23 protein-coding genes are annotated in these 25,493 nt (G+C 65.2%); 10 read left to right on the forward strand and 13 right to left on the reverse strand.

Annotated features, from left to right (window positions below; translation table 11 throughout):
* Window positions 1-19: 19 nt before the first annotated feature.
* The gene (locus QCE62_RS20000; RefSeq protein ID WP_309922202.1) at window positions 20-706 is read right to left on the reverse strand and encodes a GntR family transcriptional regulator; all 687 of its coding nucleotides are present in this window, start codon (window positions 704-706) and stop codon (window positions 20-22) included.
* The gene (locus QCE62_RS20005) at window positions 703-1,620 is read right to left on the reverse strand and encodes a polysaccharide deacetylase family protein (protein WP_309922205.1); all 918 of its coding nucleotides are present in this window, start codon (window positions 1,618-1,620) and stop codon (window positions 703-705) included. Before QCE62_RS20005 ends, QCE62_RS20000 begins: the two co-directional genes overlap by 4 nt.
* A 273-nt stretch (window positions 1,621-1,893) precedes the next feature.
* On the opposite strand from QCE62_RS20005, the gene QCE62_RS20010 reads away from it, so the two are divergent.
* The 7 genes from QCE62_RS20010 to hpxZ are packed head-to-tail and all read left to right on the forward strand — an operon-like array spanning window position 1,894 to window position 8,117.
* On the forward strand, window positions 1,894-2,949 hold the full coding sequence (locus tag QCE62_RS20010) for an ABC transporter ATP-binding protein (RefSeq protein ID WP_309922207.1): 1,056 nt from the start codon (window positions 1,894-1,896) through the stop codon (window positions 2,947-2,949).
* Between the two features lie 37 nt (window positions 2,950-2,986).
* Window positions 2,987-4,276: an extracellular solute-binding protein gene (locus QCE62_RS20015; protein ID WP_309922211.1), complete on the forward strand. Its 1,290-nt coding sequence runs from the start codon at window positions 2,987-2,989 to the stop codon at window positions 4,274-4,276.
* A 16-nt stretch (window positions 4,277-4,292) separates the two neighbouring features.
* Window positions 4,293-5,207 carry an ABC transporter permease gene (locus tag QCE62_RS20020; protein WP_309922214.1) on the forward strand — a complete coding sequence of 305 codons (915 nt, stop codon included), beginning with the start codon at window positions 4,293-4,295 and terminating at the stop codon, window positions 5,205-5,207.
* A 1-nt stretch (window position 5,208) separates the two neighbouring features.
* Window positions 5,209-6,096, forward strand: coding sequence for an ABC transporter permease (locus QCE62_RS20025; RefSeq protein ID WP_309922216.1), 888 nt, complete (start codon window positions 5,209-5,211; stop codon window positions 6,094-6,096).
* Between the two features lie 43 nt (window positions 6,097-6,139).
* Window positions 6,140-6,331: an AtzG-like protein gene (locus QCE62_RS20030; protein ID WP_309922220.1), complete on the forward strand. Its 192-nt coding sequence runs from the start codon at window positions 6,140-6,142 to the stop codon at window positions 6,329-6,331.
* Window positions 6,328-7,734 (forward strand): AtzE family amidohydrolase, encoded by a 1,407-nt coding sequence (locus QCE62_RS20035; protein WP_309922224.1) that lies wholly within the window; start codon window positions 6,328-6,330, stop codon window positions 7,732-7,734. Before QCE62_RS20030 ends, QCE62_RS20035 begins: the two co-directional genes overlap by 4 nt.
* A complete protein-coding gene (gene hpxZ / locus QCE62_RS20040; protein WP_309922226.1) occupies window positions 7,731-8,117 on the forward strand; it encodes an oxalurate catabolism protein HpxZ in 387 nt (128 codons plus the stop codon). Before QCE62_RS20035 ends, hpxZ begins: the two co-directional genes overlap by 4 nt.
* A 12-nt stretch (window positions 8,118-8,129) precedes the next feature.
* Here hpxZ and QCE62_RS20045 read toward each other — a convergent pair whose 3' ends face one another.
* The 11 genes from QCE62_RS20045 to QCE62_RS20095 all read right to left on the reverse strand — a co-directional run bounded on the left by QCE62_RS20045 (window position 8,130) and on the right by QCE62_RS20095 (window position 20,816).
* Window positions 8,130-9,191 carry an amidohydrolase family protein gene (locus QCE62_RS20045; RefSeq protein WP_309922228.1) on the reverse strand — a complete coding sequence of 354 codons (1,062 nt, stop codon included), beginning with the start codon at window positions 9,189-9,191 and terminating at the stop codon, window positions 8,130-8,132.
* 1 nt (window position 9,192) lies between these two features.
* Entirely contained in the window at window positions 9,193-10,497 is a 1,305-nt protein-coding gene (locus tag QCE62_RS20050) for an MFS transporter (RefSeq protein WP_309922231.1), read from the reverse strand.
* 156 nt (window positions 10,498-10,653) lie between these two features.
* Window positions 10,654-11,304, reverse strand: a complete 651-nt coding sequence (locus QCE62_RS20055; protein WP_309922234.1) for a GntR family transcriptional regulator — start codon at window positions 11,302-11,304, stop codon at window positions 10,654-10,656.
* Window positions 11,305-11,494: 190 nt separating this feature from the next.
* The gene (aldA, locus tag QCE62_RS20060; RefSeq protein WP_309922237.1) at window positions 11,495-12,931 is read right to left on the reverse strand and encodes an aldehyde dehydrogenase; all 1,437 of its coding nucleotides are present in this window, start codon (window positions 12,929-12,931) and stop codon (window positions 11,495-11,497) included.
* Window positions 12,932-12,981: 50 nt separating this feature from the next.
* Entirely contained in the window at window positions 12,982-13,896 is a 915-nt protein-coding gene (locus QCE62_RS20065; protein WP_309922240.1) for an SMP-30/gluconolactonase/LRE family protein, read from the reverse strand.
* Window positions 13,897-13,923: 27 nt separating this feature from the next.
* Window positions 13,924-15,252, reverse strand: coding sequence for an MFS transporter (locus QCE62_RS20070; protein ID WP_309922243.1), 1,329 nt, complete (start codon window positions 15,250-15,252; stop codon window positions 13,924-13,926).
* Window positions 15,253-15,315: 63 nt separating this feature from the next.
* Window positions 15,316-15,726: an OB-fold domain-containing protein gene (locus QCE62_RS20075; protein ID WP_309922245.1), complete on the reverse strand. Its 411-nt coding sequence runs from the start codon at window positions 15,724-15,726 to the stop codon at window positions 15,316-15,318.
* Between the two features lie 3 nt (window positions 15,727-15,729).
* Entirely contained in the window at window positions 15,730-16,908 is a 1,179-nt protein-coding gene (locus QCE62_RS20080) for a thiolase family protein (protein WP_309922248.1), read from the reverse strand.
* On the reverse strand, window positions 16,905-18,122 hold the full coding sequence (locus tag QCE62_RS20085; RefSeq protein WP_309922251.1) for a CoA transferase: 1,218 nt from the start codon (window positions 18,120-18,122) through the stop codon (window positions 16,905-16,907). The genes QCE62_RS20080 and QCE62_RS20085 overlap by 4 nt, the downstream gene beginning before the upstream one ends.
* The gene (locus QCE62_RS20090) at window positions 18,122-19,261 is read right to left on the reverse strand and encodes a CoA transferase (protein WP_309922254.1); all 1,140 of its coding nucleotides are present in this window, start codon (window positions 19,259-19,261) and stop codon (window positions 18,122-18,124) included. Before QCE62_RS20090 ends, QCE62_RS20085 begins: the two co-directional genes overlap by 1 nt.
* A gap of 133 nt (window positions 19,262-19,394) precedes the next feature.
* The gene (locus QCE62_RS20095) at window positions 19,395-20,816 is read right to left on the reverse strand and encodes an aldehyde dehydrogenase family protein (protein WP_309922257.1); all 1,422 of its coding nucleotides are present in this window, start codon (window positions 20,814-20,816) and stop codon (window positions 19,395-19,397) included.
* A gap of 101 nt (window positions 20,817-20,917) precedes the next feature.
* Between QCE62_RS20095 and QCE62_RS20100 the strand changes: the two genes are divergently transcribed.
* From QCE62_RS20100 to QCE62_RS20110, 3 genes are all read left to right on the forward strand, one after another.
* Window positions 20,918-21,853: a LysR family transcriptional regulator gene (locus QCE62_RS20100; RefSeq protein WP_309922259.1), complete on the forward strand. Its 936-nt coding sequence runs from the start codon at window positions 20,918-20,920 to the stop codon at window positions 21,851-21,853.
* A 400-nt stretch (window positions 21,854-22,253) separates the two neighbouring features.
* Window positions 22,254-23,468 carry a porin gene (locus QCE62_RS20105; RefSeq protein WP_309922902.1) on the forward strand — a complete coding sequence of 405 codons (1,215 nt, stop codon included), beginning with the start codon at window positions 22,254-22,256 and terminating at the stop codon, window positions 23,466-23,468.
* Window positions 23,469-23,572: 104 nt separating this feature from the next.
* Window positions 23,573-25,348 (forward strand): tannase/feruloyl esterase family alpha/beta hydrolase, encoded by a 1,776-nt coding sequence (locus QCE62_RS20110; RefSeq protein WP_309922262.1) that lies wholly within the window; start codon window positions 23,573-23,575, stop codon window positions 25,346-25,348.
* Window positions 25,349-25,493 lie beyond the last annotated feature (145 nt).

A 25,493-nucleotide genomic window follows, 5' to 3' on the forward strand; every position in this document is an offset into this window, starting at 1 on the left:
GTCGTTCCACTGCGGTTCGTTATGCGGGATCGATGCCGAGCAGGTGCGCGAGTCCCTTGGCGCCCGGCATGCGCGAGGTCTCGATACGCGCCTCCAGCGCGCGCAGATGCGCGCTCATGTGAGCAATGGCGCCTTCGGTATCGCGGGCTTCGAGACAATCGAGGATAGCAGTGTGTTCGTCGTGTTCACAGGGCGCATGACCCGCCGACTCGTACGCGCCGACGATCAGCGAACAGCGCGACACCAGCTCCGTCAGATAGTGTTCGAGGATCGCATTGCCGGCAAGCGCCGCGATGCGCAGATGAAAGGTGCTCGCGAGCCGCGCCCATGAAGGCTGATCGAAGCGATGCATGGCTTCGTGCTCCTGGTGCAACTGCTCGCGCAGCGTGGCGATGTCGGCGGGCGTCGCGCGCTGCGCGGCGAGTTCGACGAGCGCGCGCTCCACGCCGCGGCGCGCCTCGAAGATTGCGCGGGTTTCCTCGCGCGTCGGCTGCGCGATCACCGCGCCCTTGTTCGGCCGCAGGACCACGATACCGTCGTAGGCGAGCTTTTCGAGCGCACGCCGCACCACCGCGCGGCCCACGCCGAACAGCGCGCAGAGTTCCGGCTCGGGCAGCTTCGTGCCGGGCGTGAGCTTGCGGCTCAGCACGCCTTCGAAGATCGAGCGATAGATGCGCGCGTCGGCGCTGGCTTCGCGCGGCTTCATGCAACGGACGCCATGCGCGGGACCACTGTGCCGACGTGTTGTGCGATCGCACCGGGCGTCGTGACCCAGATGTCCTGCCGTGCCGACACGATATGCGCGAGTGCGCGCCGCAGATGCCGCAACCGATACGGCTGCCCCACGACATACGGATGCAGTGCGATGCCCATCACCAGCGCCTGCGGCTCGCGCGCGCGTTGCGTCTGTTCGAGCATCTCGTCGAACTGGTCGACGATCATGTCGGCGAAGTCGCGCATGTCCATCTGCCGCGCCATGATCATCGGCAGATCGTTGAGCTCCTGCGGATAGGGAATGGACCACAGCGGACCGCCGCGCGTGTCCATGCGCACCGGGCGGTCATCGTGACACCAGTTGAGCGTGTAGCGATAGCCGGTCTCCGCGAGCAGGTCAGGCGTGCGGCGCGATTCGGAGATCCATGGCGAGAGCCATCCGCTTGGCGCGACGCCCGAGCGCTCGGCCATGCGCGCGCGGCAATGCGCGAGCAGCGCGCGTTCGCCGGCTTCGTCGAGATCGCTCTGGCGATGCGCATTCGTGTGTCCATGCGCGATCAGCTCGTCGCCGCGCGCGGCGCAGGCTTCGATCAGCTCGGGGCAGTGATCGTAGAGCGAGGTATTGATGAGCGTGCCCGCGGGCATGTCGAGCGCATCGAACAGTTCGATGCAACGCCATGCGCCCACGCGGTTGCCGTACTCGCGCCAGCTGTAGTTGAGCACGTCGGGTTGCGGCGACAGCGGCCCGATCGCCGCGCCGAGTCCTTCCCCGAACGCGAAGTGCTCCAGGTTGAAGCCGAGATAGACGGCGAGACTTGCCCCGTTGGGCCAGCGATATCCATCGCCATCGTGGATCGGGCGATAGCCGAAGCGCCCATGCGTCTGCAACGGTTCGAAGTCGTTCATGTCAGGTCCGTATGAACCGGTTTGGTCAGGTCATGCCCCATTGCGGACGTTATCCGCACCTCGATCGCACACGCTGGTCACGCTTGCGTGCCGACGATCGCGCCACGAAATCGTGTGCAATATGCGCGCCAATTCGTCGACACGCTTTATCGAGCATGCGTCGCGGGGCATCGCCCCTCAGGACTTGATGGTGCCGCGCAACGCAAATGGCATATGTCTTGCAATGGCTTGCGCGCTGCATCCTTTACGCGTTCTTACTCAGGACAGGCCTTCATGGTTCAGCCGGCATCCACCGTGGTTCACGCAAGCCCCGCCGATATCGAACTCGTCCACGTGACGAAGCGCTATGGCGATGCGCTCGCCGTCGATGCCATCGACTTGCGCATTCCCGGCGGTGCGTACTGCTGCCTGCTCGGTCCATCCGGATGCGGCAAGACCTCGACGCTGCGCATGATCGCGGGCCATGAATGGCTCTCCGAGGGCGACGTGCTGATCGGCGGGCGCAATGTCACGCGCGAGCAGCCCGTCGCACGCGGCACGGCGATGGTGTTCCAGAGCTATGCGCTGTTTCCGCATCTCTCCGCGCTCGACAACGTCGCCTTCAGCCTCAAGGTGCGCGGCGTCGCGAAGGAAGCGCGCAGGAAGCGGGCGGGCGAACTGCTCGACCTCGTCGCGATGTCGCCTTATGCGGAGCGCAAGCCCGCACAGCTTTCAGGCGGCCAGCAGCAGCGCGTCGCGCTTGCGCGTGCGCTGCTCAACGAACCGCGCTGCCTGTTGCTCGACGAACCCCTTTCCGCACTCGATCCATTCCTGCGCGTGCAGATGCGCGCCGAACTCAAACGCTGGCAGAAGGAACTGGGCATCACCTTCGTGCATGTCACGCATTCGCAGGAAGAAGCCATGGCGCTGGCCGATCTCGTCGTCGTGATGAGTCACGGTCATATCGAACAGAGCGGCACGCCGTTCGACGTCTTCAATCGGCCGCGCACGGAATTCGTCGCGCGCTTTCTCGGCGGCCATAACGTGCTCGGCACGCACGGCCGGCTCTTCACGGTGCGCGCGGATCATCTGCGCATCGCGCCGCAAGGCAGCGTGCCCGGCACGAGCGCAAGCGAGAGCGGACTGTCGCGCATCGGCGGACTGGCCTGCACGGTACGCGAGGCCGAGTATCAGGGCACGCATCTGCGCATGACGCTCGATCCGCTCGACGGCTCGCCCGAACTGGTCTCGGTCGTGAGCGACGCCGACTACGATCCGCAGCGCGCCGGCCCCGGCGCGCGCGTGACCGTGTGGTGGGACGAACAGAACGCGCATCCGCTTGCTGCATGAAACCCGCCCTTCACAAATCAGATTCGAGGAGAGTCCAATGAACGACGATCAAGCCAAGGCTTGCGAAGACAACGGCACGAGCACGGGCATTTCACGACGCACGTTCATCAAGGGCGCGGTGGCGGCGGCGGGCATTGCCGGCTTCCCCTATGTGCATGCGCAGGAAAAGATCACGCTGCGCTATCTCGGCACGGCCGTGAACCAGAGCGCGGAGATCGCGAAGAAGTTCAAGGAAGATACGGGCATCGAGATCCAGTACATCCCGGTCACGACCGACGACGTCACCAAGCGCATCATCACGCAACCCAATTCCTTCGATATCGTCGATACCGAATACTTCGCGCTGAAGAAACTGATTCCGGCCGGCACGCTGGCGGGCATGGATGCGAAACGCATCAAGCTCGCCGACAAGATCACGCCCGTGCTCACCAAGGGCGAGGTGAACGGCAAGAAGATCGGCGACCAGGGCACCGCGCCGAAGAAGGTGATGTTCTTGAAGGGCGCACGCTCGACCGAGTTCAGCGCGACGCCCACCGAATGGATGACGCTCATTCCCACCACCTACAACGCGGACACGCTCGGCATCCGTCCGGACCTGATCTCGCGTCCGGTGAGCACCTGGGCCGACCTGCTCAACCCGCAGTTCAAGGGCAAGGCCGCGCTGCTCAACATTCCGGCGATCGGCATCATGGACGCGGCGATGGCCATCGAGGCCATGGGCCAGGTGAAGTACGGCGACAAGGGCAACATGACGAAGGCCGAGATCGACCAGACCATCAAGGTATTGATCGAGGCCAAGCGCGCAGGCCAGTTCCGCGCCTTCTGGCGCGACTTCAACGAGAGCGTGAACCTGATGGCCTCGGGCGAAGTCGTGATCCAGTCGATGTGGTCGCCCGCCGTCACCAAGGTCCGCACGATGGGCATCGCGTGCAAGTTCCAGCCGCTCAAGGAAGGTTACCGTTCATGGGCATCGGGCTTCGGCTTTCCGCGTTCCCTGCAAGGGAAGAAGCTCGATGCGGCATATGAGTTCGTCAACTGGTTCCAGGACGGCTGGGCAGGCGCGTACCTGATGCGCCAGGGCTACTATCCCGGCGTGACGGACACGGCGAAGACCCACATGCAGGCTTACGAGTGGGACTACTGGATGGAAGGCAAGCCCGCCGCGCAGGACATCAAGGCGCCCGACGGCCAGTTGCTCGAGAAGGCCGGCACTGTGCGCGACGGCGGCTCGTACACCCAGCGCATGAGCGCCATTGCCTGCTGGAATGCCGTGATGGACGAGAACATCTACATGGTCCAGAAGTGGAACGAGTTCATCGCTGCCTGAAGGAGCGCCGTTAAAGATGGCTTCTGTCGACTATCTCCCGCAGTCGAAGCCGGCGCCGGTGCGTCACCGGCGCGTGAGCGCATGGCTCCAGGCCACGCCGCTCACGCTGACCTTCGTGCTGTTCTTCATCGTGCCGCTGGTCATCACGTTGATCGTGAGCTTCTGGGACTTCAACGAGTATCAGATCATCCCCGCGTTCACGCTGAAGAACTATGCGGCGATATTCGACGGCTGCGGCTCGCTCACCGACGTCTGCGTGACCTTCAAGACCTACTGGTCCACGCTGCGGTTCTGCGCGATCGTATGGGCCGTGACGCTGCTGCTCGGCTTCACGATCGCCTACTTCCTCGCCTTTCATGTGCGCACCACGGCGATGCAGACCGTGCTGTTCCTCGTCTGCACGATTCCGTTCTGGACCTCCAACGTGATCCGCATGATCTCGTGGATCCCCCTTCTCGGGCGCAACGGCCTCGTGAACCAGGCGCTGCTTTCGGCTCATCTGGTCGAGCGGCCGCTGGACTGGCTGCTGTATTCGAACTTCTCCGTGGTGCTCGCCTTCGTGCACCTGTACACGTTCTTCATGATCGTGCCGATCTTCAACGCGATGATGCGGATCGACCGCTCCCTGCTCGAAGCCGCGCGCGACGGCGGCGCGAATGGCTGGCAGGTGATCCGCGACGTGGTGCTGCCGCTTTCGAAGACCGGCATCGTGATCGGCTCGATCTTCGTCATCACCATCGTGATGGGCGACTTTCTCACGGTCGGCGTGATGGGCGGACAGCAGATCGCCTCGGTCGGCAAGATCATCCAGGTGCAGACAGGCTATCTGCAGTTCCCCGCTGCCGCCGCCAACGCGATCATCCTGCTGGCGGTGGTGCTGATGATCGTGTGGGCGCTGACGCGCGTGGTCGATATCCGAAAGGAGCTGTGACATGGCGGGCGCCATCATGCATCGAGAACATCGGCCGGCGAGCTTCTACTGGCTCGCGCTGGTCTTCGGGCTCTTCGTGCTGTTCCTCTATGGGCCCGTCATCACCATCTTCATCCTGTCCTTCCAGGGACCGGAAGGCGGCCTGACCTTTCCGATGCGCGGCGTCTCGCTGCACTGGTTCGCCGCTCTGCGCGACGGCGTGGGCGACATCGACATCTGGGCCGCATTCGGCCGCTCGGTGAAGCTGGCGCTCGCCGTGACCGTGCTCACCGTGCTGTTCTCCGTGACCGCCGGGCTCGCGTTCAGACGGCGTTTTCGCGGCGATACGGCGGTATTTTATATATCGGTGGCGAGCTTGATCATGCCGTCGATCATCGTCTCGCTGGGGATCGGCCTCACGTTCCGGCTGCTCGATACGTGCATCAAATATCTCGCGAACGCATGGGGCTTCGAATCCTTCGCCGACAACTGGACCACCTCGATGGGCCTCTACACGTCGGCGCTCGGCGCGCATCTCACCTGGACCTTGCCGTTCGGCCTGCTCGTGATGTTCGCCGTGTTCAACCGTTTCAACCCTGCCTACGAAGAGGCCGCGCGCGACCTTGGCGCCTCCCCGTGGCAATCCTTCAAGCATGTGGTGCTGCCGATCATCGGGCCTTCGGTGATCGGCGTCGGCATGTTCGGCTTCACGCTCTCGTGGGACGAGATTGCGCGCACCTCGCAGGCCATCGGCGATCAGAATACGTTGCCGCTCGAATTGCAGGGCCTGACGACCTCGGTCACCACGCCGGTGATCTATGCGCTCGGCACGATGACCACGTTGCTGTCGCTGGCGGTGATGATCGGCGGCTTGCTGATCGTCCGGACGATCTCGAAACGCAGGGGTTGAACGAACACGCTTGTCTTTCCATTTTTCCTTGAGCCATTCCCTGATGCTTCCTGACTCGAACGACGCCCTCGACGCTTACGCCGATGCCGCGCTCGCCCTGCACTTTCCCGCGCTCTCCGGTGAAGCCGCCCTGCGCGTGAAGGCCCAGCTCATGCGGATTGCGCAACTCGCCGCACCGGTGCTCGCCTATCCCCTCGAAGCCGGCGACGAAGCCGCGCCGGTGTATCGCCCATGAACGCGCGGGAGCCCTTTCCCGACGGTGCGCTCGCCATCGCGCGCGCTTATGCGGACGGCGCGTTCAGTGCGCGCGATCTGATCGAAGCGACGCTCGCGCGCATCGATGCCGGTAATCCGCATGTCAATGCGTTCACCGCGATCACGCGCGACCGGGCGCTCGCCGAAGCGGATGCGCTCGATGCATGCCGCGCGCGCGGCGAACCCTTGCCGCCGCTTGCGGGCGTGCCATTCGCTGTAAAAAACCTGTTCGATATCGAAGGTCTCACGACGCTCGCCGGATCGCGCGTGCTGGCCGACGCCGCGCCCGCCACGCACGATGCAAGCCTCGTGAAGCGCCTTGCCGCACACGGCGCGATCCTGGTCGGCGCGCTCAACATGGACGAGTTCGCGTACGGCTTCACGACCGAGAATCATCATGCGGGACCGTGCCGCAATCCGCACGATCTGACGCGCTCGGCGGGCGGCTCGTCCGGCGGCAGCGCGGCCGCGGTCGCGGCGGGCTTCGTGCCGGTGACGCTCGGCTCCGATACGAACGGCTCCGTGCGCGTGCCGGCTTCGCTGTGCGGCGTGTTCGGCGTGAAGCCCACGTATGGCCGCCTGTCGCGGCATGGCGCCTGGCCGTTCGTCGCCAGCCTGGACCATATGGGTGCGTTCGCGCGCAACGCCGACGACCTCGCGGCCGTCTACGACGCCTTGCAGTTCGCCGATCCGCTCGACCCCGCCTGTGCCGCGCGCGCATTCGAGACGGCGCGCAAGACGCAGGGCGCGTTGCGCGTCGCGCATTTGGGCGGCTACTTCGACGAGCATGCAAACGACGATGCCCGCGCCGCCTCGCATGCCGCGGCCGAGGCGCTGGGCGCGGCGCAGACCGTCGAATTCCCCGACGCCGATGCCGCACGCGGCGCGGCGTTCCTGATCACAGCGGCGGAGGGCGGACAGCTGCATGCGGGGAATCTGCGCGCGCGTTATGACGAACGTGAGCCTTTGTCGCGCGACCGGCTGATCGCCGGGGCTCTATTGCCGGCCGCGTGGATCGTACAGGCGCAGCGCGTGCGTGCTGTCTTGCGGCGGCGCGTACTCGAACTCTTCGCGCATCACGACGTGCTGATCGCGCCCGCCACGCCGATGGTTGCACCGCGCATCGGTGACGAATTCATGGAGATCAACGGCGAGACGCTCGCGGTGCGGGCCAATCTCGGCCTGCTGACGCAGCCGGTATCGTGTCTCGGCCTTCCGGTCGTCGCCGTGCCGATGCGCACGGCCAGCGGCCTGCCGATCGCTGTGCAATTGATTGCGGCGCCGTGGCGCGAGGACCTCGCGTTCGAGGCCGCGCGCCGGCTCGAAGCGGCGCAGCTTGCGTACTGCCCGCCGGCGCCATCATTCGACGCTGCACTGGCATGATGGAGATCAATCGTCCGGACGTGCTCGCCGAAGTCGAGGCGGCCTTCGACGCCTATGAGCAGGCGCTCGTCAGCAACGACGTCGCCATGCTCGACCTGCTCTTCTTCGACTCGCCGCACACGCTGCGCTATGGCGCAGCGGAAAACCTGTACGGCTACGACGCCATCCGCGCGTTTCGCGCCGCGCGGCCGGGCAAGGGTCTTGCGCGCACGGTGACAGCGCGCGTGGTCACGACTTATGGCGATGCATTCGCCGTAGCCAACATCGAGTTTCGTCGCGATGGCGAGCCGCGTACCGGACGGCAAAGCCAGACCTGGGTAAAGATGCCCGAAGGCTGGCGCGTGGTCAGCGCGCATGTCAGCTGGATGGAGCGCAAGGGCTGATCGGCGGCGGCGCTATTCGATGCCATAGACGCGCGCGGCGGTATCGTGGAACAGGGAGGCCTTGTCGCGCGCGTCCAGGCCCGCAGCAATCCGCTTGTATGCGTTCCAGATCACGCCATAGCTGAAGCAGCCCTTGTCCACCGGGAAATTGCTCTCGAACATGCAACGCGCCGGGCCAAACAGTTCGATGCAGGTTTCGACATAAGGCCGGATCGCCTCCGCGACCCGCGCGGAATCCGGCGGCGTGACCGTGGTGTGAAAGTCGAAGCCGAACAGCGCCATGCCGAATCCGCCCAGCTTCACGTGCACCTGCGGATAGGCCGCGAGCGCGGCCATCTCCTTGTGCCACGCGTCGAACACTTCCGCACGATGTCCGCGATACGGCCCGAGAGCGAGCGGCCCGCCCACATGATTCAGCACGATCGTCGTCGACGGATGCGCCTCGGCAAGCCCGCGCAATTCGGCGAGCTGCGTATGCACGAGCCATGCGTCAAAGGCAAGCGAGCGCGCCGCGAGTTCGCGCATGCCCTGGTTGAAAGCGGGTTGCAGCAGCAGTCGCGGCGGGGGCGTCGCGGCCGATGCGCGCACATTCGGGTCTGCATGCCATACGGCGATGTTGCGGATGCTTTTGAGCCTTCCCTCCGATACCTCGATCATGCGGTCGAGCACCGGTCCCACGGCCGCGCCGAGCGCAAGATCCGCATTGCCCACCTGTGCCGCGGCCACGCGCGTCTGCGTCTGCATTTCCGCCTGCGCCCGTCGTGCCTCGCCCAGCGCGAATTCGGTTTCACCGAGCGGCGCATATTCCGGCGGACCGTCGCTGCGATAGTGCGTGTGACATTCGACGAATACCGTCGCTTTCACGTTGTGGCCCGAATGCAGATCGCCGACAAAATCCTCCGCGCGATAGATCTTCCCCGGCAACTCCCACAGATGATGATGCGCATCGATGATCGGAAGCGCCGGCTCCAGCGCATCCTCCACATGTTGCGCAAGCCATTCCGGACGGATCGCGATGTGCGGGGCGTTGGGGCGGACTTCCGTTGCGGTTGCGTGCGTGCTTGCCTCGCTCATGTCAGCCTCCGACCTGTTCGGACATCGCGGCGGCCGCAGCCGGCACGCGACGCGCGCCGATGTGGGAACGCGTCAGCAGCCACGACGACAGCGCGCCTACCACGAGCAGCCCGCCCGCGACGGCGAACGCCGCGTCGAAATGGCCCGTCGCCGACACGACATAGCCGGTGACGATGGGGGCCAGGAAACCGAATATATTGCCGCCGACGAGTTGCAGACCCATCGCGCGGCCGAGGTCGCTGCGCGAGTTGAGCAAGTCGCTCAGCAGCGTCATGTTGAGTGCGAGCCCGCCCGACACGCTGCCGAGCGCGATCGTGATGAGCAGCAGGATCACCACCACGCTTGACACGAACGGCACCAGCAGAATGACCGCGCCCCCGAGCATCACCGCGCCGAGCAACAGGCGCCTGCCGCCCGCTTCGACGGCGCTCGCCGTCAGCAGCCGGTCGCTCAGCAGGCCGAGCGCAATCGAGATCACCATTGAGCCGATGTACGGCGCGGCCATCGCGGTGCCGCTCGTCATCAACGTCATGCCGCGTTCGGTTTGCAGATAGTTCGGCAGCCAGGTCAGGAAGAGGTATTGCGTGTAGGCGCCGGTGCCTTGCGTCAGCATGAGACCCCACATGGTCGGACTCTTCATCAGCCCGCGCAGTCCGATGGGCGCTTCGTCGGCCTTGCTCTGGCTCGTGGTTTCCCGCTCGCGGCAGATCAGCGCGCGCTCTTCAGCACTCAGCCAGGTAGCCGCTTCCGGTTCGCGAAAATACTTGAGCCACAGTGCAAGCCACACGAAGCCCACCGCCCCGCAGATTGCGAACGACCAGCGCCAGCCGACCGCGGACACGAGCCACGCCAGCACCACCGCACCCAGCGCCGGACCGAAGTACGCGCCCGAGTTCGCGAAGGTCATCGCCGACGCGCGTTCCTGGCGCGGCACCCATTCGCGGATGATGCGCGCCTCGGCTGGATAGCACGATGCCTCGCCAATGCCCATCACGATGCGCGCCGCCGCCACGCCCGCCAGTGTCGAGGCCGCCCCGGTCAGCGCCGTGGCGGCCGACCAGACGGCCATGCTCGTCGATGCGACGATACGCGCGCCGAAACGATCCACCATCAGGCCGACAGGGATCAGGAACAACGTGTAGCCCCACAGGAACGACGAGAACAGATAGCCGAGCTGCACGTTGTTGAGGCCGAGATCGGCCTTGACGTGGCCCGCCGAAACCGAGAGCGCCACGCGGTCGAGATAGTTGATCGCGCACAGCGAGAACAGCATCAGGTACACCCAGTAGCGTGATTTCCAGCGCACTTCTGTCTCCTTGTTGTAGGTCGCGAGCGTGCCATCGTTCGCCTGGCGCGATGCGCCACGGACGAGCGTTCATCCGCGTACGAATATAATTTATATTTTGTAGAGAGACAAACCAAACCCGTGGCTTACAGGGTAATCACGGGGAAGAAGTGAAGCTCAGCGCGCTTCCTTGTGCTCCAGCATCAACGAGCCGACCCGGCTCCAGCCGCTTTCGATGTGATGGCACATGGCATCTACGGCGCGCTCGAAGTCACCGGCGGCCGCGTGTTCGAGGAATTCGTCGTGCTCGCTCGCTATCTGCTTGAAGCGCACCGACTGCTGTTCCTGATAGTTGAACGGATACTTTGCCCACAGCACGCGCACGAACTGCAGCGTCTGTGGGCGCTCCGCCATTTCATACAGGCGGAAATGGAAGCGCACATTGGCGGCACGCGCCGCGAAGATGTCCTTGGATCTAGACAGCCGCGCGAACTCCGCCTCGGCTGCCTTCAGTTCCTTCAATCCGTCGAGTGTCAGGTTGGCGAGGGCGGCGCGCGTCAGTTCGCGTTCGAGCAGCAGACGCAGCATGAAGATCTCGACGGCCTGGTCGTAGTCGAGTTCGGGCACGCACAGCCCGCGATGCGGCTGGCTCACGATGTAGCCTTCCATCTCGAGGACCTTGAGCGCCTCGCGCACGGGCGTGACGGACACGCCCAGTTGCTCGGCGATCTCGACCTGCTTGAGCTTCTCGCCGCGCGCATATTCACCCGCGATGATCTGCTCGCGCAGCTTCTCCGCCACCTGATCCAGTTTCGTCAAAAACGCCATGTCTGCTGCTCCCCGTTCGGCCGAACGTCCGTCGTATGCGCCGCTGCCGCTGTCGCCGCCGCTTGCATGATGATGCTGAAATTGCCGGAATGGAAAACGCCAGTCCCATCCGGCGGACTGGCGCAATTTTATAATATATAAAGGCCCGGAACGAACCGGGCCCGGCCTGGAATCGTCCTAAATGTGCCGCTCAGGCCTGCATGTACACCACATGCGTATGCATGAACTCATACAGGCCGTGCTTGCCATCCGCTCCGCCGATACCGGACTTGCGCACGCCCGCATGAAAACCCTGCATCGCCTCGAAGTTCTCGCGGTTGATGTAGGTCTCGCCGAAGTCGAGTTCGCGGCATGCCTTCATCGCCGCCGACAGATCGCGCGTATAGACCGATGACGTCAGCCCGTAGCTCGTGTCGTTGGCGAGCGCAATGCCTTCGTCGAGATCGTCGATGATCTGGATCGGCAGCACCGGGCCGAAGATCTCGTCGCGCATCACGCCCATGTCGCCGCTGCAGTTGGCGAGCACGGTCGGCAGGTAGTGGAAGCCGGGACCGTCGGCGAAGATCGCCCCGCCCGTCACGGCCTTCGCGCCCGCCTGCACGGCCGAGCGGACCATCGCGTCGACTTTCGCGAGTCCCTCGCGATTGATCAGCGGCCCCATGTCCACGCTCTCGTCCTGCAGCGGATCGCCGAATGTCGTGAGTTTCATCGCGGCGGCCATTTTGTCGGTGAATGCCGCGGCGATGGAACGCTGCACATAGACGCGCTCCGCGCAGTTGCACACCTGCCCGCTGTTGATGACGCGCGAATTGCGGATGGCGGTTACGGCGAGATCGAGATCGGCGTCGGCGAGCACGATGGCGGGCGCCTTGCCGCCCAGTTCGAGATTGACCTTGGTGACGTTCGCCGCAGCCGCCGCCATGATGCGCGAGCCGGTCTCCACGCTGCCTGTGAAGCTGATGAGATTCACGCCGGGATGCGCCGAGAGCGCGGCGCCGGTCTCCCCGGCCCCGCCCACCACGTTGAACACGCCTGCGGGCAGATCGGTTTCCGCGACCAGGCGCGCGAACTCGAAGCAGTTGATGGGCGTCTCCTCGCTCGGCTTCACGACGATCGTGTTGCCGGTGACGAGCGCGGGCGCCATCTTCCGCGCGATCAGGAAGAACGGAAAATTCCACGGCAGAATGCCCGCGACGACACCAAGCGGCTTGCGGAACAGGAAGATCTGCTCGCCCGCCCGGTCGCTCGTGATGATCTCGCCTTCGATGCGCCGCGCCCATTCGGCCATATAGTCCATATAGTCGGCGGTGAAGGCGACTTCCACCTTCGCCAGCGCGAGCGTCTTGCCCTGCTCCTCGCTGATGATGCGTGCAAGACGCTCGGCATCTGCGCGCACTTTCTCCGCAATCCGGCGCACGTGCCCTGCACGCTCGATGGCCGGCCTCTTCGCCCACGCCGGTTGCGCGGCGCGTGCGGCGGCCACCGCTTCATCGACGGTCGCGCGGCTCGCCACCGGCGTGCTGCCGATCACCTTCCCCGAGGCCGGATTGATGACATCGAGCGCTTCCTGAGCATCGATGAAACGTCCGCCGATGTAATGCTGATATCCCGTCTTGTTTGCTTGCATCGCTGCTCCAGTTCGAGAATGCGCACCGCATGAAAGGCGCGCGCATGCGTTCAGAGGACCGGCACGCCACGCGTTCCGGTGTAGATCGAGAACAGGCGCGGCCCCGCCGTGATGAACAGCCGGTTGAGCTTCGGCCCGCCAAAACATAAATTGGATACGGGCTCAGGGACATGGATGCGGCCGATCAGTTCGCCGTCCGGCGCGATGCACATCACGCCTTCATCGGAGACGGAGCTGGTCCATACGTTGCCGTCCCCATCGACGCGCAGCCCGTCCGGCACGCCTTTCTCCACCGAAAAGAACACGCTGCGCCGTCCGGGCTTGCCCGTGCTGTCCAGTTCGAAGCGGTAGATCGCGTGCTCGCCCTGCGGATCGTGCGTGCGGCCGCTATCGGCGACGTACAGGTACGCCTCGTCGTGCGAGAAGGCCAGTCCGTTCGGCTTCGACAAGCCCTCGCACGCGAGCGTCAGTTCATGCGTCGAGGGATCCCAGCGATATACATTGCATGCGCCGATCTCGCTCTCCGCGCGATCGCCGGTGTAGTCGCTCAGGATGCCGTAGTCGGGATCCGTGAACCAGATCGAACCATCCGACTTCACGACGACATCGTTCGGTGAATTGAGACGCTTGCCCTGATAGCGGTCCGCGATGACGGTGACGGCGCCGTTCAGCTCGGTGCGCGTCACGCGGCGCGTGCCGCTCTCGCAGGTCACGAGCCGGCCTTGCCGGTCGCGCGTCATGCCGTTCGCATGATTCGACGGCTCGCGCAACGTCGAGACGCCCTGTCCCTCCACCCAGCGATGAATGCGGCTCGACGGGATATCGACGAACAACAGCGTTTGCGTATCGGCGAACCATACGGGGCCTTCGCTCCAGCGCATGCCCGCGTGCAGTTCTTCCAGCACGCTGTTGGTGATGTAGCGGCGAAAGCGCGCATAGTTGATCGCTTCGAAACTTCGTGACATCGAATGCTTCTCCGTTTGATGTGAGGTTCAGTCGCCGATCTTCTCGAAGACGGGTTGCGCCGACGGCATGTTCTGCATCGCGGGACGGCGGCGTTCGCCGTTCACGGGCCAGCGCATCGTCGAGACGACCAGGGCGCCGACGATCGCGGCCAGCGCGATGGCGAACAGCCCATACACCGGCGAGCCCATGCTTTGCGCCACCCAGGTGCGCAGATTCGGCGCGATGAATGCCCCGACGATGCCGAGCGAACTCGCGAAGCCGATGCCGAGCGCCGCCGCGCCGCCCGCAAGACAACGGGGCAGGAAGGTCCAGTAGATCGAACACACCGTGAGCAGCGCTGCACACGACACGCACATGGAAACCATCCGCAATACCGGCGCGCCATAGGCGGTGAGCGCCAGGGCAACGCCGCCGATCAGGAACAGCGCGATGCAGATCGCACGATGCCGGTGGATGCGGTCGGCAAGCGTGGGCAGCCAGATGCAGACGATGCACGCGATGGTCCACGGAATCGCCGTCACGAGGCCGACCTCGAAACCCATCGTCTTGCCGAGCAGCGCGCCCACCTGCGCCGGCAGATAGAACACCACGCCATAGAACGCCATCTGGCCGAAAAAGTGGCACACGGCGCCGCGCCACACGTTGCCGTCGGCAAGCACCTGTTTCCAGTTGCCGCCTGCTTCCTCGCGCGCCTTCGTGGACGCTTCGAGCGCGAGGCGGTCGACGAGCGCCCGGCGTTCCTCGTCGCTGAGCCAGGCGGCCTTCGCAGGAGCATCGTCCATGTAGAAGAAGGCCCATACGCCGACCACGCATGCGGCCAGCCCTTCGATCAGGAACATCCACTGCCAGCCGGCGAGCGACATCATGCCGTCGAGATTGAGCAGCGCGCCCGACACCGGTCCGCCTACCACGAGCGCCAGCGGCGCCGCGACGAAGAAGTAGCCGATGGCCTTGCCGCGCGAATCGTCAGGGAACCAGCAGCCCATGTAATAGATGGCCGCGGGGAACAGTCCCGCTTCCGCGGCGCCGAGCAGCAGACGGAACACATAGAAGGACACCGGCCCTTGCGTGAACATCAGCGCGGCGCTCGCGAGCCCCCACGTGACCATGATGCGCGAGATCCAGATCTTCGCGCCGAAGCGATGCATCATGATGTTGCTCGGCACTTCGAAAAGCGCATACGACACGAAGAACAGGCCCGCGCCGAGCGCGAACACACTCTCCGAAATCCCCACCGACACCTGCAGGTCGCCCTTCACGAAGCCCACGTTGGCGCGATCGAGAAACGACACGAGGAAGATGAGCATCAGGAAAGGAATGAGGCGGCGCTCGACCTTGGCGGTGGCGCGTGACAACGCTGCATCGTTCACAATGGGTCTCCGATATTATTTATATTGCCGGTCGGTCATGCGCCGCGCTCATTCGAGCCTGAAGCGCGGCAGGACGGTGTGGTCGTCGAGTTCGGCATACACGAGGCGCACTGTTGCGCCGATGGCGCACGCGGCTTCGTCGAGCGGCTCGGGATTGGAGATCATCACGGGGCCCTCCGCCAGCCGCACCGCGATCACCTTGTAGGGCGCGGGATAGCGTTCGAGATAGGTGCGTTCGAAACGCACCCACGAGATGATTTCGCCCTTGCCCGACAGCGGCTTCCAGACCAGCGAAGGCGACAGGCAATGCGGGCACGACGGTCCCGGCGGATAGTGGAAGCGGCCGCAATCGGTGCAGCACGGCAGCTCCATCGCACGGCCGGCGATGCTTCGCCACATGGGCAGGTCGTAATGCCCCAGCACCGCGCCCGGCGGGAATGAGAGATTGTCTGCGTCCATGTCCTAGCCCTCGTTACCGTAGATGATCGACACGGCCTTGCCCGCCACGTCCGACGTATAGTGTGCAAAGCGCGCATCGCGCACCTGGCGCTCGCCGCATTGGCCGCGCAACTGGCGCACGCATTCGATCTGATGCGCCCAGCCCTGCATGTAGGTTTCCGACAGATGCCCGCCGCTCGTGTTGGTGGGCAGCGCGCCGCCGGGCCCGATGCCCTGCTCGCGCAGGAAGCGTCCCGCCTCGCCGACCTCGCAATAGCCATAACCTTCGAGCGCGAGCGGCACATGCACCGAGAAGCTGTCGTAGACCTGGAACACGTCGATGTCGCGCGGTCCGATGCCCGCCATGTCGAACGCCTGGCGCGCGCAATCCTGCTGCGCAGGCAAGTAGAACTCCGTGAGACGCGGCTCGAGACTCGTCGCGCCCGCATTCAGGTCGCGCCGTCCGAGGGCTTCGATGAACACCGGCTTCTGCTTCGCGCGTTTCGCCCGCTCGCGGCTGGTGACGATCAGCGCCACGCCCCCGTCGTTGATCATGCAGTAGTCGTACAGGCGCAGCGGGGCGCAGATGGTCTTGGCCGCGAGGTAATCGTCGAGCGTGATGGGCTTGCGCATCACCGCGTTCGGGTTCATCGAGGCCCAAGCGCGCTGCGCCACGGACACGTGGCCGAGATCGGCATCCTCGAAACCGCGCGCGGCCTTGTAAGCCTGGAAGGTCAGTGCATACAGTGCGCCCTGCGACGTCATGCCCCACGGCGCGTGATAGACGTAGGAGAGGAACATGTCGCCGCCCATCGCCTGCGGGCCGCCGTACTGGATCTTCGCCGTGCGCTGGTCGTTCCCGTAGACGAGCGCGATGGTCTCGGCCAGGCCGCTTTCGATTGCCGAGACCGCCTGCGCAACCGACAGCACCGCGTCGGCCTGATCGCCCCAGCGCGGATTGATGCCGAGCACTTCCGACATGCGCTCGTAGGCCGTCGTCGGTCCGACGATCAGGCCGTCGATGTCGTCGCGGGTCAGGCCGGCGTCGTCGAGTGCCGCGCGAAAGGCGGCGGCGCCGTAGCCGTAGCTGTCGGCGGGCTTTTCATCGCGGCGCGCGCGTTGCCAGTCGCCGGGCCAGTCGGTATGGCCGATGCCCACGACTGCCGCCGCATGCCTCAGCCGGCTTGTCGATGTCTGCGTCACTTGAGCACCTCCCGTTCTTCCAGTTCGCGGATGCGTTCCGGCGACAGACCGAGGTCGTCGCGCAAGACCTGCTGCGTGTGCTGGCCAAACAGCGGCGGCGGTGCAAGCGCGATGCGCGCGCCATCGACCAGGAACGGCGGCGAGCTGATGAGCGTCGGACCGACTTCCGGATGCGGCACGTGCTGCCAGTAGTCGCGCGCGGCGAGCTGTTCGTCTTTCTCGATGAGATCGCGCGAACTCGCAACGGCCGCCGCCGGCACGCCGGCTGCGCGCAGCAGCGCGGCCGCTTCGGCGGGCTGCTTGTCCCGGGTCCACGCGGACACCGCGGCTTCCACGCGGTCCACCTGCGCGAGCCGTCCTGATGCATGCTTCAGGGCGGCGTCGTCAGCGAGATCCGTGGCGCCGATGAGCGCTGCGAGCGCACGCCATTGCGCGTCGTCGAGCACTGAGACGGCGACCCAGCCGTCCTGCCCCGCGCAACGGAAGATGTTGTGCGGCGCGTGCGCGCGATGCCGGTTGCCGACGGTCGGCGGCTCCTTGCCGCTCCGGGCAGCCTCGACCAACAACGGTCCCATGAAGTTCGCCGTCGATTCGACCTGCGACAGATCGATCTTCATGCCCCGGCCCGTCTTGCGCCGGTGCCGCAGCGCGGCCAGCACCGCGAAGGCCGCGTGATACGGATTGGCGGCGTGATCTGGAAAGTGCGTGCCCGGGCCGATGGGCTCGGCTGCATCGTAGGCGGTGTGCATCATGATGCCGGTCACCGCGCTGATCGTCATGCCCACGCCGAGCAGCGAGGCGCGCGGCCCGTCCTGGCCGTACATCGGCATCGAGAGATAGATGAGATCGGGTTTCAGGGCCTTGAGCGCGTCATAGCCGAGACCGAGACGGTCCATCGCGCCGGGGCCGAAGTTATTGGTCACCACGTCGGACCGCGCGATCAGGTCGAGCACGAGCTGCTTGCCTTCAGGCGTCTTCATGTCGACGGCAATGCTCTTCTTGCCCGTATTGCGCGACGCGAAGTAGCCGCTGCGATTGGTGCCCGCGATGCCGTCCTTGAACGGACCCGCCGTGCGCACGGAATCGGGACGCGTCATGCTCTCTACCTTGACGACCTCCGCGCCGAAGTCCGAGAACACCTTGGTGCCGAACGGGCCGGCGCCCGCCCAGGTTAGATCCGCGAAGCGGATGCCCTTCAACAGGTCCTGCCGCATTACTGCACCTCCTCGGTATCGATATGAGCCACGCGTTGGGGCAGCCCGGGCGCGGGCGACACCCTCCACACGTCCTCCGAGAAGCGATACGGCGCGCCGGGCATCGTGAGCGTGTCGTCGAGCACGCGGAAATAATTTGTATGCGCGAGTTGCGGATCGGCGAGCACGTCGCGGAGCGTCGAGGCCGGCCCGAGCACGATCTTGCGTTGCATCCCTTCGCGGGTGATTTCGTCCTTCGTGAACCGTGCAAAAAATGGTTCGATGGTGCGCCGGAACGCGTCCTTCGCTTCGCGCGTCAGGCGCCATTGACGGTCGGCCCAGCGCGGCGTCTCGAACTCCTGCAGCGCGACGTGGCCGGTCTCTTCAATCCACTTCATCAGCGCGTTCCACGAGACGCCGAGCGTGCGCGGCGCGGCGAGGAACACATAGCCATCCTTGCAGGCGAAGACGTTCTCGCTCGCGTCGCGCGTGCCTTCGCCGCCGCGCATCGAGATGCGTTTCTCGAAGTCGTAGACCTGGATCGAGTTCTGCAGCGAATGCGCGATGGCCTCCTGCGCCGAGATCTCGATGACATGTCCCTCGCCGCTCGCCTGCGCATCGAACAATGCAACCGACAACGCGACCGCCAGATAGACGCCCGTGACCATCGTGGACTGGGAGCCGGGCAGGCGCAGCGGCGCGTCGTCGAGACGTCCCGACAGCCACGCGATTCCGCCCGCCGCCTGCAACACCAGATCGCTCGATGGCGCATCGGCGAGCGGGCCGGTGCGGCCGAACGGCGACACCGAAGCGAGCACCGCGCGCGGCGCGACTTCACGCAGCCAGTCGAACGCGTCATAAAACGCCGCGCCGCGCTCGACGACGATCGCATCGGCATCACGCGCCAGTTCCGCGAATGCGCGGCGCCCTTCGGCCGTGCTCGCGTCGAGCGCGACCGCAGACTTGCTGGCATTGAAGAATTCGAACTCGCAGCGCGCCGCCGGATCGTTCGGCGATTGCGCCGCGCGCCGGTCGTTCGCGCCTTGCGGCGGTTCCACGCGCAGCACGTCCGCGCCGAGATCGGCGAACAGACGCGTGGCGTAGCGGCCGAGGTCATCGGTCAGGTCGAGGATCTTCAGGCCCTCGTAAGGTTGAGTCATGCGTTGTCTCCATGGTCCGGTTTCCGTTGCCCGAAAATATAATTTATATTTTGTATCGAGACAAGGCAGCGCGGATTCGGGATTACCCTCCGATGCGGGAAGCCGGCGCGGCTCCCGCTGCATCGTTATTGGATCAACTCATGCCCAGCAACGACTTCGGCTCCAGAAACGCCTCGATGCCGAACACCCCATACTCCCGCCCGATCCCCGATTGCTTGAAGCCGCCGAACGGCGCGGCCGGCTCATGCGTCAGCGTATTGACCAGCACGCGTCCCGCCTCGATGCGCGACGCCACTGCGCCGGCGCGGGCCTGATCGGCGGAACAGACGTACGCCTGCAAGCCATACGGCGTGTCGTTGGCAATCGCGATGGCTTCTTCGGTATCGCGATAGGGAAGGATCGACAGCACCGGCCCGAAGATTTCCTCCCGCGCGATGGTCATGTCGTTGCGCACGCCGCTGAACACGGTCGGTCGCACGAACCAGCCCGCACTCACGCCGTCCGGCCGCCCCGCGCCGCCCGCAATGAGCCGCGCCCCTTCCTCGATGCCGATGCCGATATAACGCTGCACGCGCTCCCATTGCTTGCGGCTCACCATGGGGCCGACTGTCGTGCGCGGATCGTGCGGATCGCCTGCCTGCACGTCCGCGACGGCGCACGCCATCTTGTCCTCGAACTCGCGCAAGCGCGCCTGCGGCACCAGAATGCGCGTGCCCGCGATACACGCCTGTCCGCTGTTCATGAAGCCGGCTTCGAGAGCGAGCGGCACGGCGAGGTCGAAATCGGCGTCATCGAGAATGATCATCGGCGACTTGCCGCCCAGTTCCAGCGTCACGCGCTTGAGCGTGTCGGCGGCGTTGCGCAGGATTGACTTGCCGACCACCGTCGATCCGGTGAACGACAGCTTCGCTACATCCGGATGCGTGCCGATCTCCGCGCCCGCCGTCTCGCCGCGACCCGTGACGATGTTGAACACGCCCGGCTGCAACCCGGCCGCATGCAATGCCTCGGTCACGACGCGCGTCTGCATGGCGCTCATCTCGCTCGGCTTGATGACGGCGGTGCAGCCCGCCGCCAGCGCCGCTGCAAGCTTGCCGCAGATGAAGCCCGCGTTGCTGTTCCAGGGCGTGATCAGCCCTGCCACGCCGAGCGGCTGCATGACGACCCGTGCCGATCCCGCGCGGCGTTCGAACGCATAGTCCTCCAGCACGCGGGCGGCGTCGAGCAGCACGGCGGCGGCATGCCGGGCCATCCAGCGTCCGCGCGATATGGGCGCGCCGTATTCCTCGATGATCGCCTCGAACAGCTCATCCTCTCTTGCACTCACCGCTTCGTGCATGCATTTCAGCATGTCGATGCGCTCTCCTTTGCTGGTTTGCGAGTGCGTCGGAAACGCCCGTTTCGCGGCGGCAATGGCGAGCCGCGCATCCCGTGCATCGCCCAGCCGCACCCGGCCGATCACCTGTTCCGTGGCGGGATTGACGAGCTCGAACAACTCGTCGCCATGCGGCGTGACGAAAGCGCCGTCGATATAAATATGCTCGATAGTTCGCATGTCCGATCCTTTATAAAAAAGCCGATGCGAACAAGATAGAGCCGGTCGATTGACTCAACTAGCCGTACAATCAAGGACGCCTTGTTGAGCCATTCAGGATAATGAAGACCACCGGCATGACCGAACTCGAAGCGGTGCTCGCCGTTGCGCGTCATCGCAGCTTTCGCGCGGCGGCAAGCGACCTGAGCATGTCCACGTCCGCGCTGAGTCACACCGTCGCGGGACTGGAGGCGCGCATCGGCGTGCGGCTCTTCAACCGCACCACGCGCAGCGTGTCGCTCACGGAAGCCGGCGCACAGTTCGTGCAGAACGTGGCGCCCGCGCTCACGAGCATCCGCGACGCGCTGGAGCAGGCGGGCAGCTTCCGCGACACGCCCTCGGGCACGCTGCGCATCAACACGTCGGCGGGCGCGGCGCATCAGGTCATGGCTGTGTTCATCGCGTTCCTCGAGCGCTATCCGGACATGAAGCTGGATATCGTCACCGAGGGCCGGCTGATCGATATCGTCGTTGAAGGTTTCGATGCCGGCATTCGCCTGAGGGACACCGTGCCGCAAGACATGATCGCGGTGCCGTTCGGGCGGCGGCAGCGCTTCGCGGTGGTCGGCAGCCCGGCCTATTTCGCGCGCCGCAAGCCGCCACGCACGCCCGCCGATCTCGCCGTCCACGACTGCATCCGCAGCCGCATGCCGAGCGGCTCCATCTACCAATGGGAGTTCGAGAAGCATGGCCAGGCCGTGCGGATAGACGGCGCGGGCGCGCTGACGCTCGACGATCCCGGCCTCATGCTCGCGGCGGCGCGCGCCGGCCTCGGGCTCACCTATCTGACCGAATGGAACGTGCGCGCCGATCTTGCCAACGGCACGCTGAAGCGTGTGCTCGAAGACTGGACGCCGCCGCTCGATGGACTGTGTCTCTACTATCCCGGTCGCCGCCATGTGCCAGCGGGGCTGCGCGCGCTGATCGACATGATCCGCGAACACGCCGACGCCAGCCCCGATCAGCCTGCTGCCCGGCCGCGCCGGCGACGGACATGAGGTCGTATCTCTTTTGCTGATCGCGGCCGCGCGCATGGGAGGCGGTCGGCCAGGTCCATTTGATTCGATTCAAGGACGATGTGACCACGCTTTGCGAAGCATTGTCGACCCCATCAGTTTTGTTTATCGCCTTCGATCCGGCTCGCGACGCGCGTAGCGCCCGCATGCGCCGCTTCGGACAAGGCCCGGGCACGTCTCGCGCATCTCGCAAGCGGATTCACCCGCTGGTTAACCCTTTCTGTTTGCCCCGATCCATCGGAGTACGTTCGGTTCCGCAGGCGTGCGGCGCACCATGCATCCCGCCTTCGCACATGCACACCAACGACAATCCAGGAAGGGGCATACAAGAGTGAGACATTCACTGAAAAAGCTGACGCCGTTGCAGCGTCTGGGTGCGGGCATGATCGCAGGCACGGCGGTCGTCGCGGCGCCCGCATTCGCCCAGAGCAGCGTGACGCTGTATGGCATCGTCGACGATTCGATCGTCTATCAAAGCAGCCAGACGAATCTCGCGAAATCCAATGCGGGGCGCTCGAACGTCAAGATGGCCTCGGGCATCTGGGCAGGCAGCCGCTTCGGGCTGAAGGGCGCCGAAGATCTCGGCGGCGGCAACAAGGCCATCTTCCAGCTGGAATCCGGCTTCGACATCAACAGCGGCGGCCAGCAGTTCACCAACGCGATGTTCGGCCGCCAGGCCTGGGTCGGGCTGACCAATCCGGCCTATGGCACGTTCACCTTGGGACGCCAGTACGCGTCGTACTACACGCTGCTTTCGCCCTATAGCCCGACCAATTGGCTGACCGGCTATTTCGGCGCGCACCCCGGCGATCTCGACGGCATGGACACCATCTACCGGGCGAACAACTCGGTGGTCTACACCTCGCCGAAGTTATACGGCTTCACCGTCAGCGGCTCGTATTCGCTCGCCGGCGTGCCGGACAGCGCGTATCAGGGCTCGACATGGTCCGCTGCCATCCAGTATCAGCAGGGCCCGATCGGCGGCACGGTGGCGTTCTCGCGGATCAACAACGCGGCGAACGGCGGCGGCATCTACAGCAGCAGTTCGACCACGATCAACAGCACCAGCGCCACCGATGGCTCCGGTCAGGCCGGCGTCTCGGCGATCACGGCGGGCTACCAGCGGGCCCAGGCGCAACAGCGCTTCGCCGTCGCGGGCGGCTATCAGATCAACAGTGCGTGGGACGTCTCGGTCACGTATTCGAACGTGCAATACATTCCCGGCGTCAATTCGCTCTTCACCGACGAAGCCGTGTTCAACACAGTCGGTTCGGTGCTGCACTGGAAGGCGACGGCCGCCTGGGACTTCGCGGCGGGCTACAGCTATACGTGGGCGAGCAAGGCGAACGGCATCGACGATGCCGCCTCATATCACCAGTTCAACCTCTCGCAGTATTACTCGCTCTCGAAACGCACCGGACTCTACGCGCTCGAAGCCTTCCAGCGCGCCAACGGCCGCACGCTGGCGGTGCCGTCGGGCACGACGGCCAACCGTCAGACCGCGGCGAACGCGTCCATCGGCGATGGCTTCCAGGGCGCGCCCTCGGCCTCGCGCAGCATGTTCGCGGCTGGTGTCGGCATCATCCATCGCTTCTGACATCCAGTGTCATCCAGTCTGCGCAGACAGTGACGGACATTAACGCACAGTCGCGCAGGCTGTCTTCCGCTGTTCGACATCACAAGAAATTTCAGGAGAGAACCATGAGAGCTCTGGTTTCCAGAAGGCTCGTCGCGGCCACGCGCGCGCGGGCCGCATCGTTGTGTTCGGTGTTCGCGTGCGGCCTCGCCGTTGCCTTCCTCGCCGCGTGCGGCGGCAACGGCGGCAATAACAGTAGCGGGACAGCTTCGAACACTCCGCTGACAGTCGTGAAGCCCGTCACCGACTGTTCGAAACTGGCATCCGTCGATCTCAGCGACGTAGGCGGCGCAGGCAGCACCATCACCTCCGCGACCGTCACGGCCGCGACCGTCAATGGCGCATCGGTCAACTTCTGCACGGTGAAGGGCACGCTCGCGCCGGCCAACACCTTCGAAGTCGCCTTGCCGGTCGATTCGTGGACCCAGCGTTTCGCCGCGCTCGGCTGCGGCGGCCTGTGCGGCAATCTCAGCGATCCGACCAAACAAAGCTCGTTCAGCTTCAGCTACACCTGCCCGCTCGTACAGCAGGGCGGCTTCGTGACGGCGGCCACCGACATGGGCCACTCGGGACAGGATGCGTCCTGGAGCACCGATCCGCAGAAGCAGGCCGACTTCGCTTATCGCGGCCAGCACATCACCACGCTCGCCGCGAAGAAGCTCATCAAGGCCTATTACGGGCAAACGCAGAAGTATTCGTACTTCGTCGGCTGCTCGGACGGCGGGCGCGAGGCGCTGATGGCGGCGCAACGTTATCCGTCGGACTACAACGGCATCGTCGCGGGCGCGCCGGCCGCGCACTTCCAGATTCAGAACTCGCTCTATCACGGCTGGAACGTGGTCTCGAACAGCACGACCGGCACCAGCGCGGGCAAGGCCGTCCTGTACGCCGACAAGGCGCAGCTGCTGCACCAGGCGGTGGTCGCGGCGTGCGGCGGTCAGGCGGGCGTGCCGGATGGCCTGCTCGCCGATCCGCGCACGTGCCACTTCAATCCCGCGACCATCCAGTGCGCCGCGAGCGCGACCGACACCAGCACGTGTCTCACCGCCGCCGAAGTCGCCACCGCGACGAAGATCTACAGCGGCCCCAGCGATGCAAGCACCGGCATGCCGATGCTCGGCGGTTCGCCGCAATATGGCTCGGAAGCGAACTGGATCGGCGTGGAAGTGCCGACCTCGAACTCCACGGACGCCGCGGTGCCCGTCACGAGCCTGTTCAGCTACATGATCGTGAGCGGCGCATACAACCTGATCTTCACGGGATCGCCGGCTATACCGACCGTCGATACCTTCGGCTATCAGGACGCGAGCTTCTATCCGACCTATCTGCAAGCCAACCATCCGCTCAACGACGCCACGAGTCCCGACCTCTCGGCGTTCAAGAACGCGGGCGGCAAGCTGATCCTGTGGCATGGCTGGGCCGACCAGCACATCTCGCCGCTCTTCACGATCCGCTATTACGAGGCCGTGCAGCAGACGATGGGCGAAGCCAACGCCAGCGCGTTCTCGCGGCTGTATGTGGTGCCGGGCGTCGGGCATTGCGGCGGCGGCGAAGGCTTCCCGAACATCGACCTGGTGTCGCAGATCACGGGCTGGGTCGAGCAGGGATCGGCGCCGAATGCGGTCATGAGCTATCAGACCGATGCCGACAGCAAGGTGACCGCTTCGCGTCCGGTGTATCCGTATCCGGCGGTCGCGAAGTTCAGCGGCAATGGTGACTGGCACGACGGCGCCAACTGGACGCAGGGTGCGCCGCTCGTCACCGACGCGTTGCCGGCGTGGGCGGGTGCGAGCTTCTATACCTCGTACACGCCAAAGACGCAGGGTGTAGCGGCGCCCTGAGCACTCGCCCCAGCCGCACCGCCTCTCATGCGGTGCGGCTCGCGAGTCGTTTGGGTGGTCATCGGCTTCACGTTCGCGCAGTTCATCTGCAGCACCGTGCACGTGCTCACTCTGCTGTGGCTGCTCGCGCCAACGCTTGCTTATG

This window comes from Caballeronia sp. LZ033 (assembly GCF_031451265.1).
GTDB lineage: Bacteria > Pseudomonadota > Gammaproteobacteria > Burkholderiales > Burkholderiaceae > Caballeronia.

Bases quoted from the DNA above. Each gene is read 5' to 3' on its own strand.
- QCE62_RS20000 (WP_309922202.1), bottom strand. From the start codon at position 706: ATGAAGCCGCGCGAAGCCAGCGCCGACGCGCGCATCTATCGCTCGATC.
- QCE62_RS20005 (WP_309922205.1), bottom strand. From the start codon at position 1,620: ATGAACGACTTCGAACCGTTGCAGACGCATGGGCGCTTCGGCTATCGC.
- QCE62_RS20010 (WP_309922207.1), top strand. From the start codon at position 1,894: ATGGTTCAGCCGGCATCCACCGTGGTTCACGCAAGCCCCGCCGATATC.
- QCE62_RS20015 (WP_309922211.1), top strand. From the start codon at position 2,987: ATGAACGACGATCAAGCCAAGGCTTGCGAAGACAACGGCACGAGCACG.
- QCE62_RS20020 (WP_309922214.1), top strand. From the start codon at position 4,293: ATGGCTTCTGTCGACTATCTCCCGCAGTCGAAGCCGGCGCCGGTGCGT.
- QCE62_RS20025 (WP_309922216.1), top strand. From the start codon at position 5,209: ATGGCGGGCGCCATCATGCATCGAGAACATCGGCCGGCGAGCTTCTAC.
- QCE62_RS20030 (WP_309922220.1), top strand. From the start codon at position 6,140: ATGCTTCCTGACTCGAACGACGCCCTCGACGCTTACGCCGATGCCGCG.
- QCE62_RS20035 (WP_309922224.1), top strand. From the start codon at position 6,328: ATGAACGCGCGGGAGCCCTTTCCCGACGGTGCGCTCGCCATCGCGCGC.
- hpxZ (WP_309922226.1), top strand. From the start codon at position 7,731: ATGATGGAGATCAATCGTCCGGACGTGCTCGCCGAAGTCGAGGCGGCC.
- QCE62_RS20045 (WP_309922228.1), bottom strand. From the start codon at position 9,191: ATGAGCGAGGCAAGCACGCACGCAACCGCAACGGAAGTCCGCCCCAAC.
- QCE62_RS20055 (WP_309922234.1), bottom strand. From the start codon at position 11,304: ATGGCGTTTTTGACGAAACTGGATCAGGTGGCGGAGAAGCTGCGCGAG.
- aldA (WP_309922237.1), bottom strand. From the start codon at position 12,931: ATGCAAGCAAACAAGACGGGATATCAGCATTACATCGGCGGACGTTTC.
- QCE62_RS20065 (WP_309922240.1), bottom strand. From the start codon at position 13,896: ATGTCACGAAGTTTCGAAGCGATCAACTATGCGCGCTTTCGCCGCTAC.
- QCE62_RS20075 (WP_309922245.1), bottom strand. From the start codon at position 15,726: ATGGACGCAGACAATCTCTCATTCCCGCCGGGCGCGGTGCTGGGGCAT.
- QCE62_RS20085 (WP_309922251.1), bottom strand. From the start codon at position 18,122: ATGCGGCAGGACCTGTTGAAGGGCATCCGCTTCGCGGATCTAACCTGG.
- QCE62_RS20090 (WP_309922254.1), bottom strand. From the start codon at position 19,261: ATGACTCAACCTTACGAGGGCCTGAAGATCCTCGACCTGACCGATGAC.
- QCE62_RS20095 (WP_309922257.1), bottom strand. From the start codon at position 20,816: ATGCGAACTATCGAGCATATTTATATCGACGGCGCTTTCGTCACGCCG.
- QCE62_RS20100 (WP_309922259.1), top strand. From the start codon at position 20,918: ATGAAGACCACCGGCATGACCGAACTCGAAGCGGTGCTCGCCGTTGCG.
- QCE62_RS20105 (WP_309922902.1), top strand. From the start codon at position 22,254: ATGATCGCAGGCACGGCGGTCGTCGCGGCGCCCGCATTCGCCCAGAGC.
- QCE62_RS20110 (WP_309922262.1), top strand. From the start codon at position 23,573: ATGAGAGCTCTGGTTTCCAGAAGGCTCGTCGCGGCCACGCGCGCGCGG.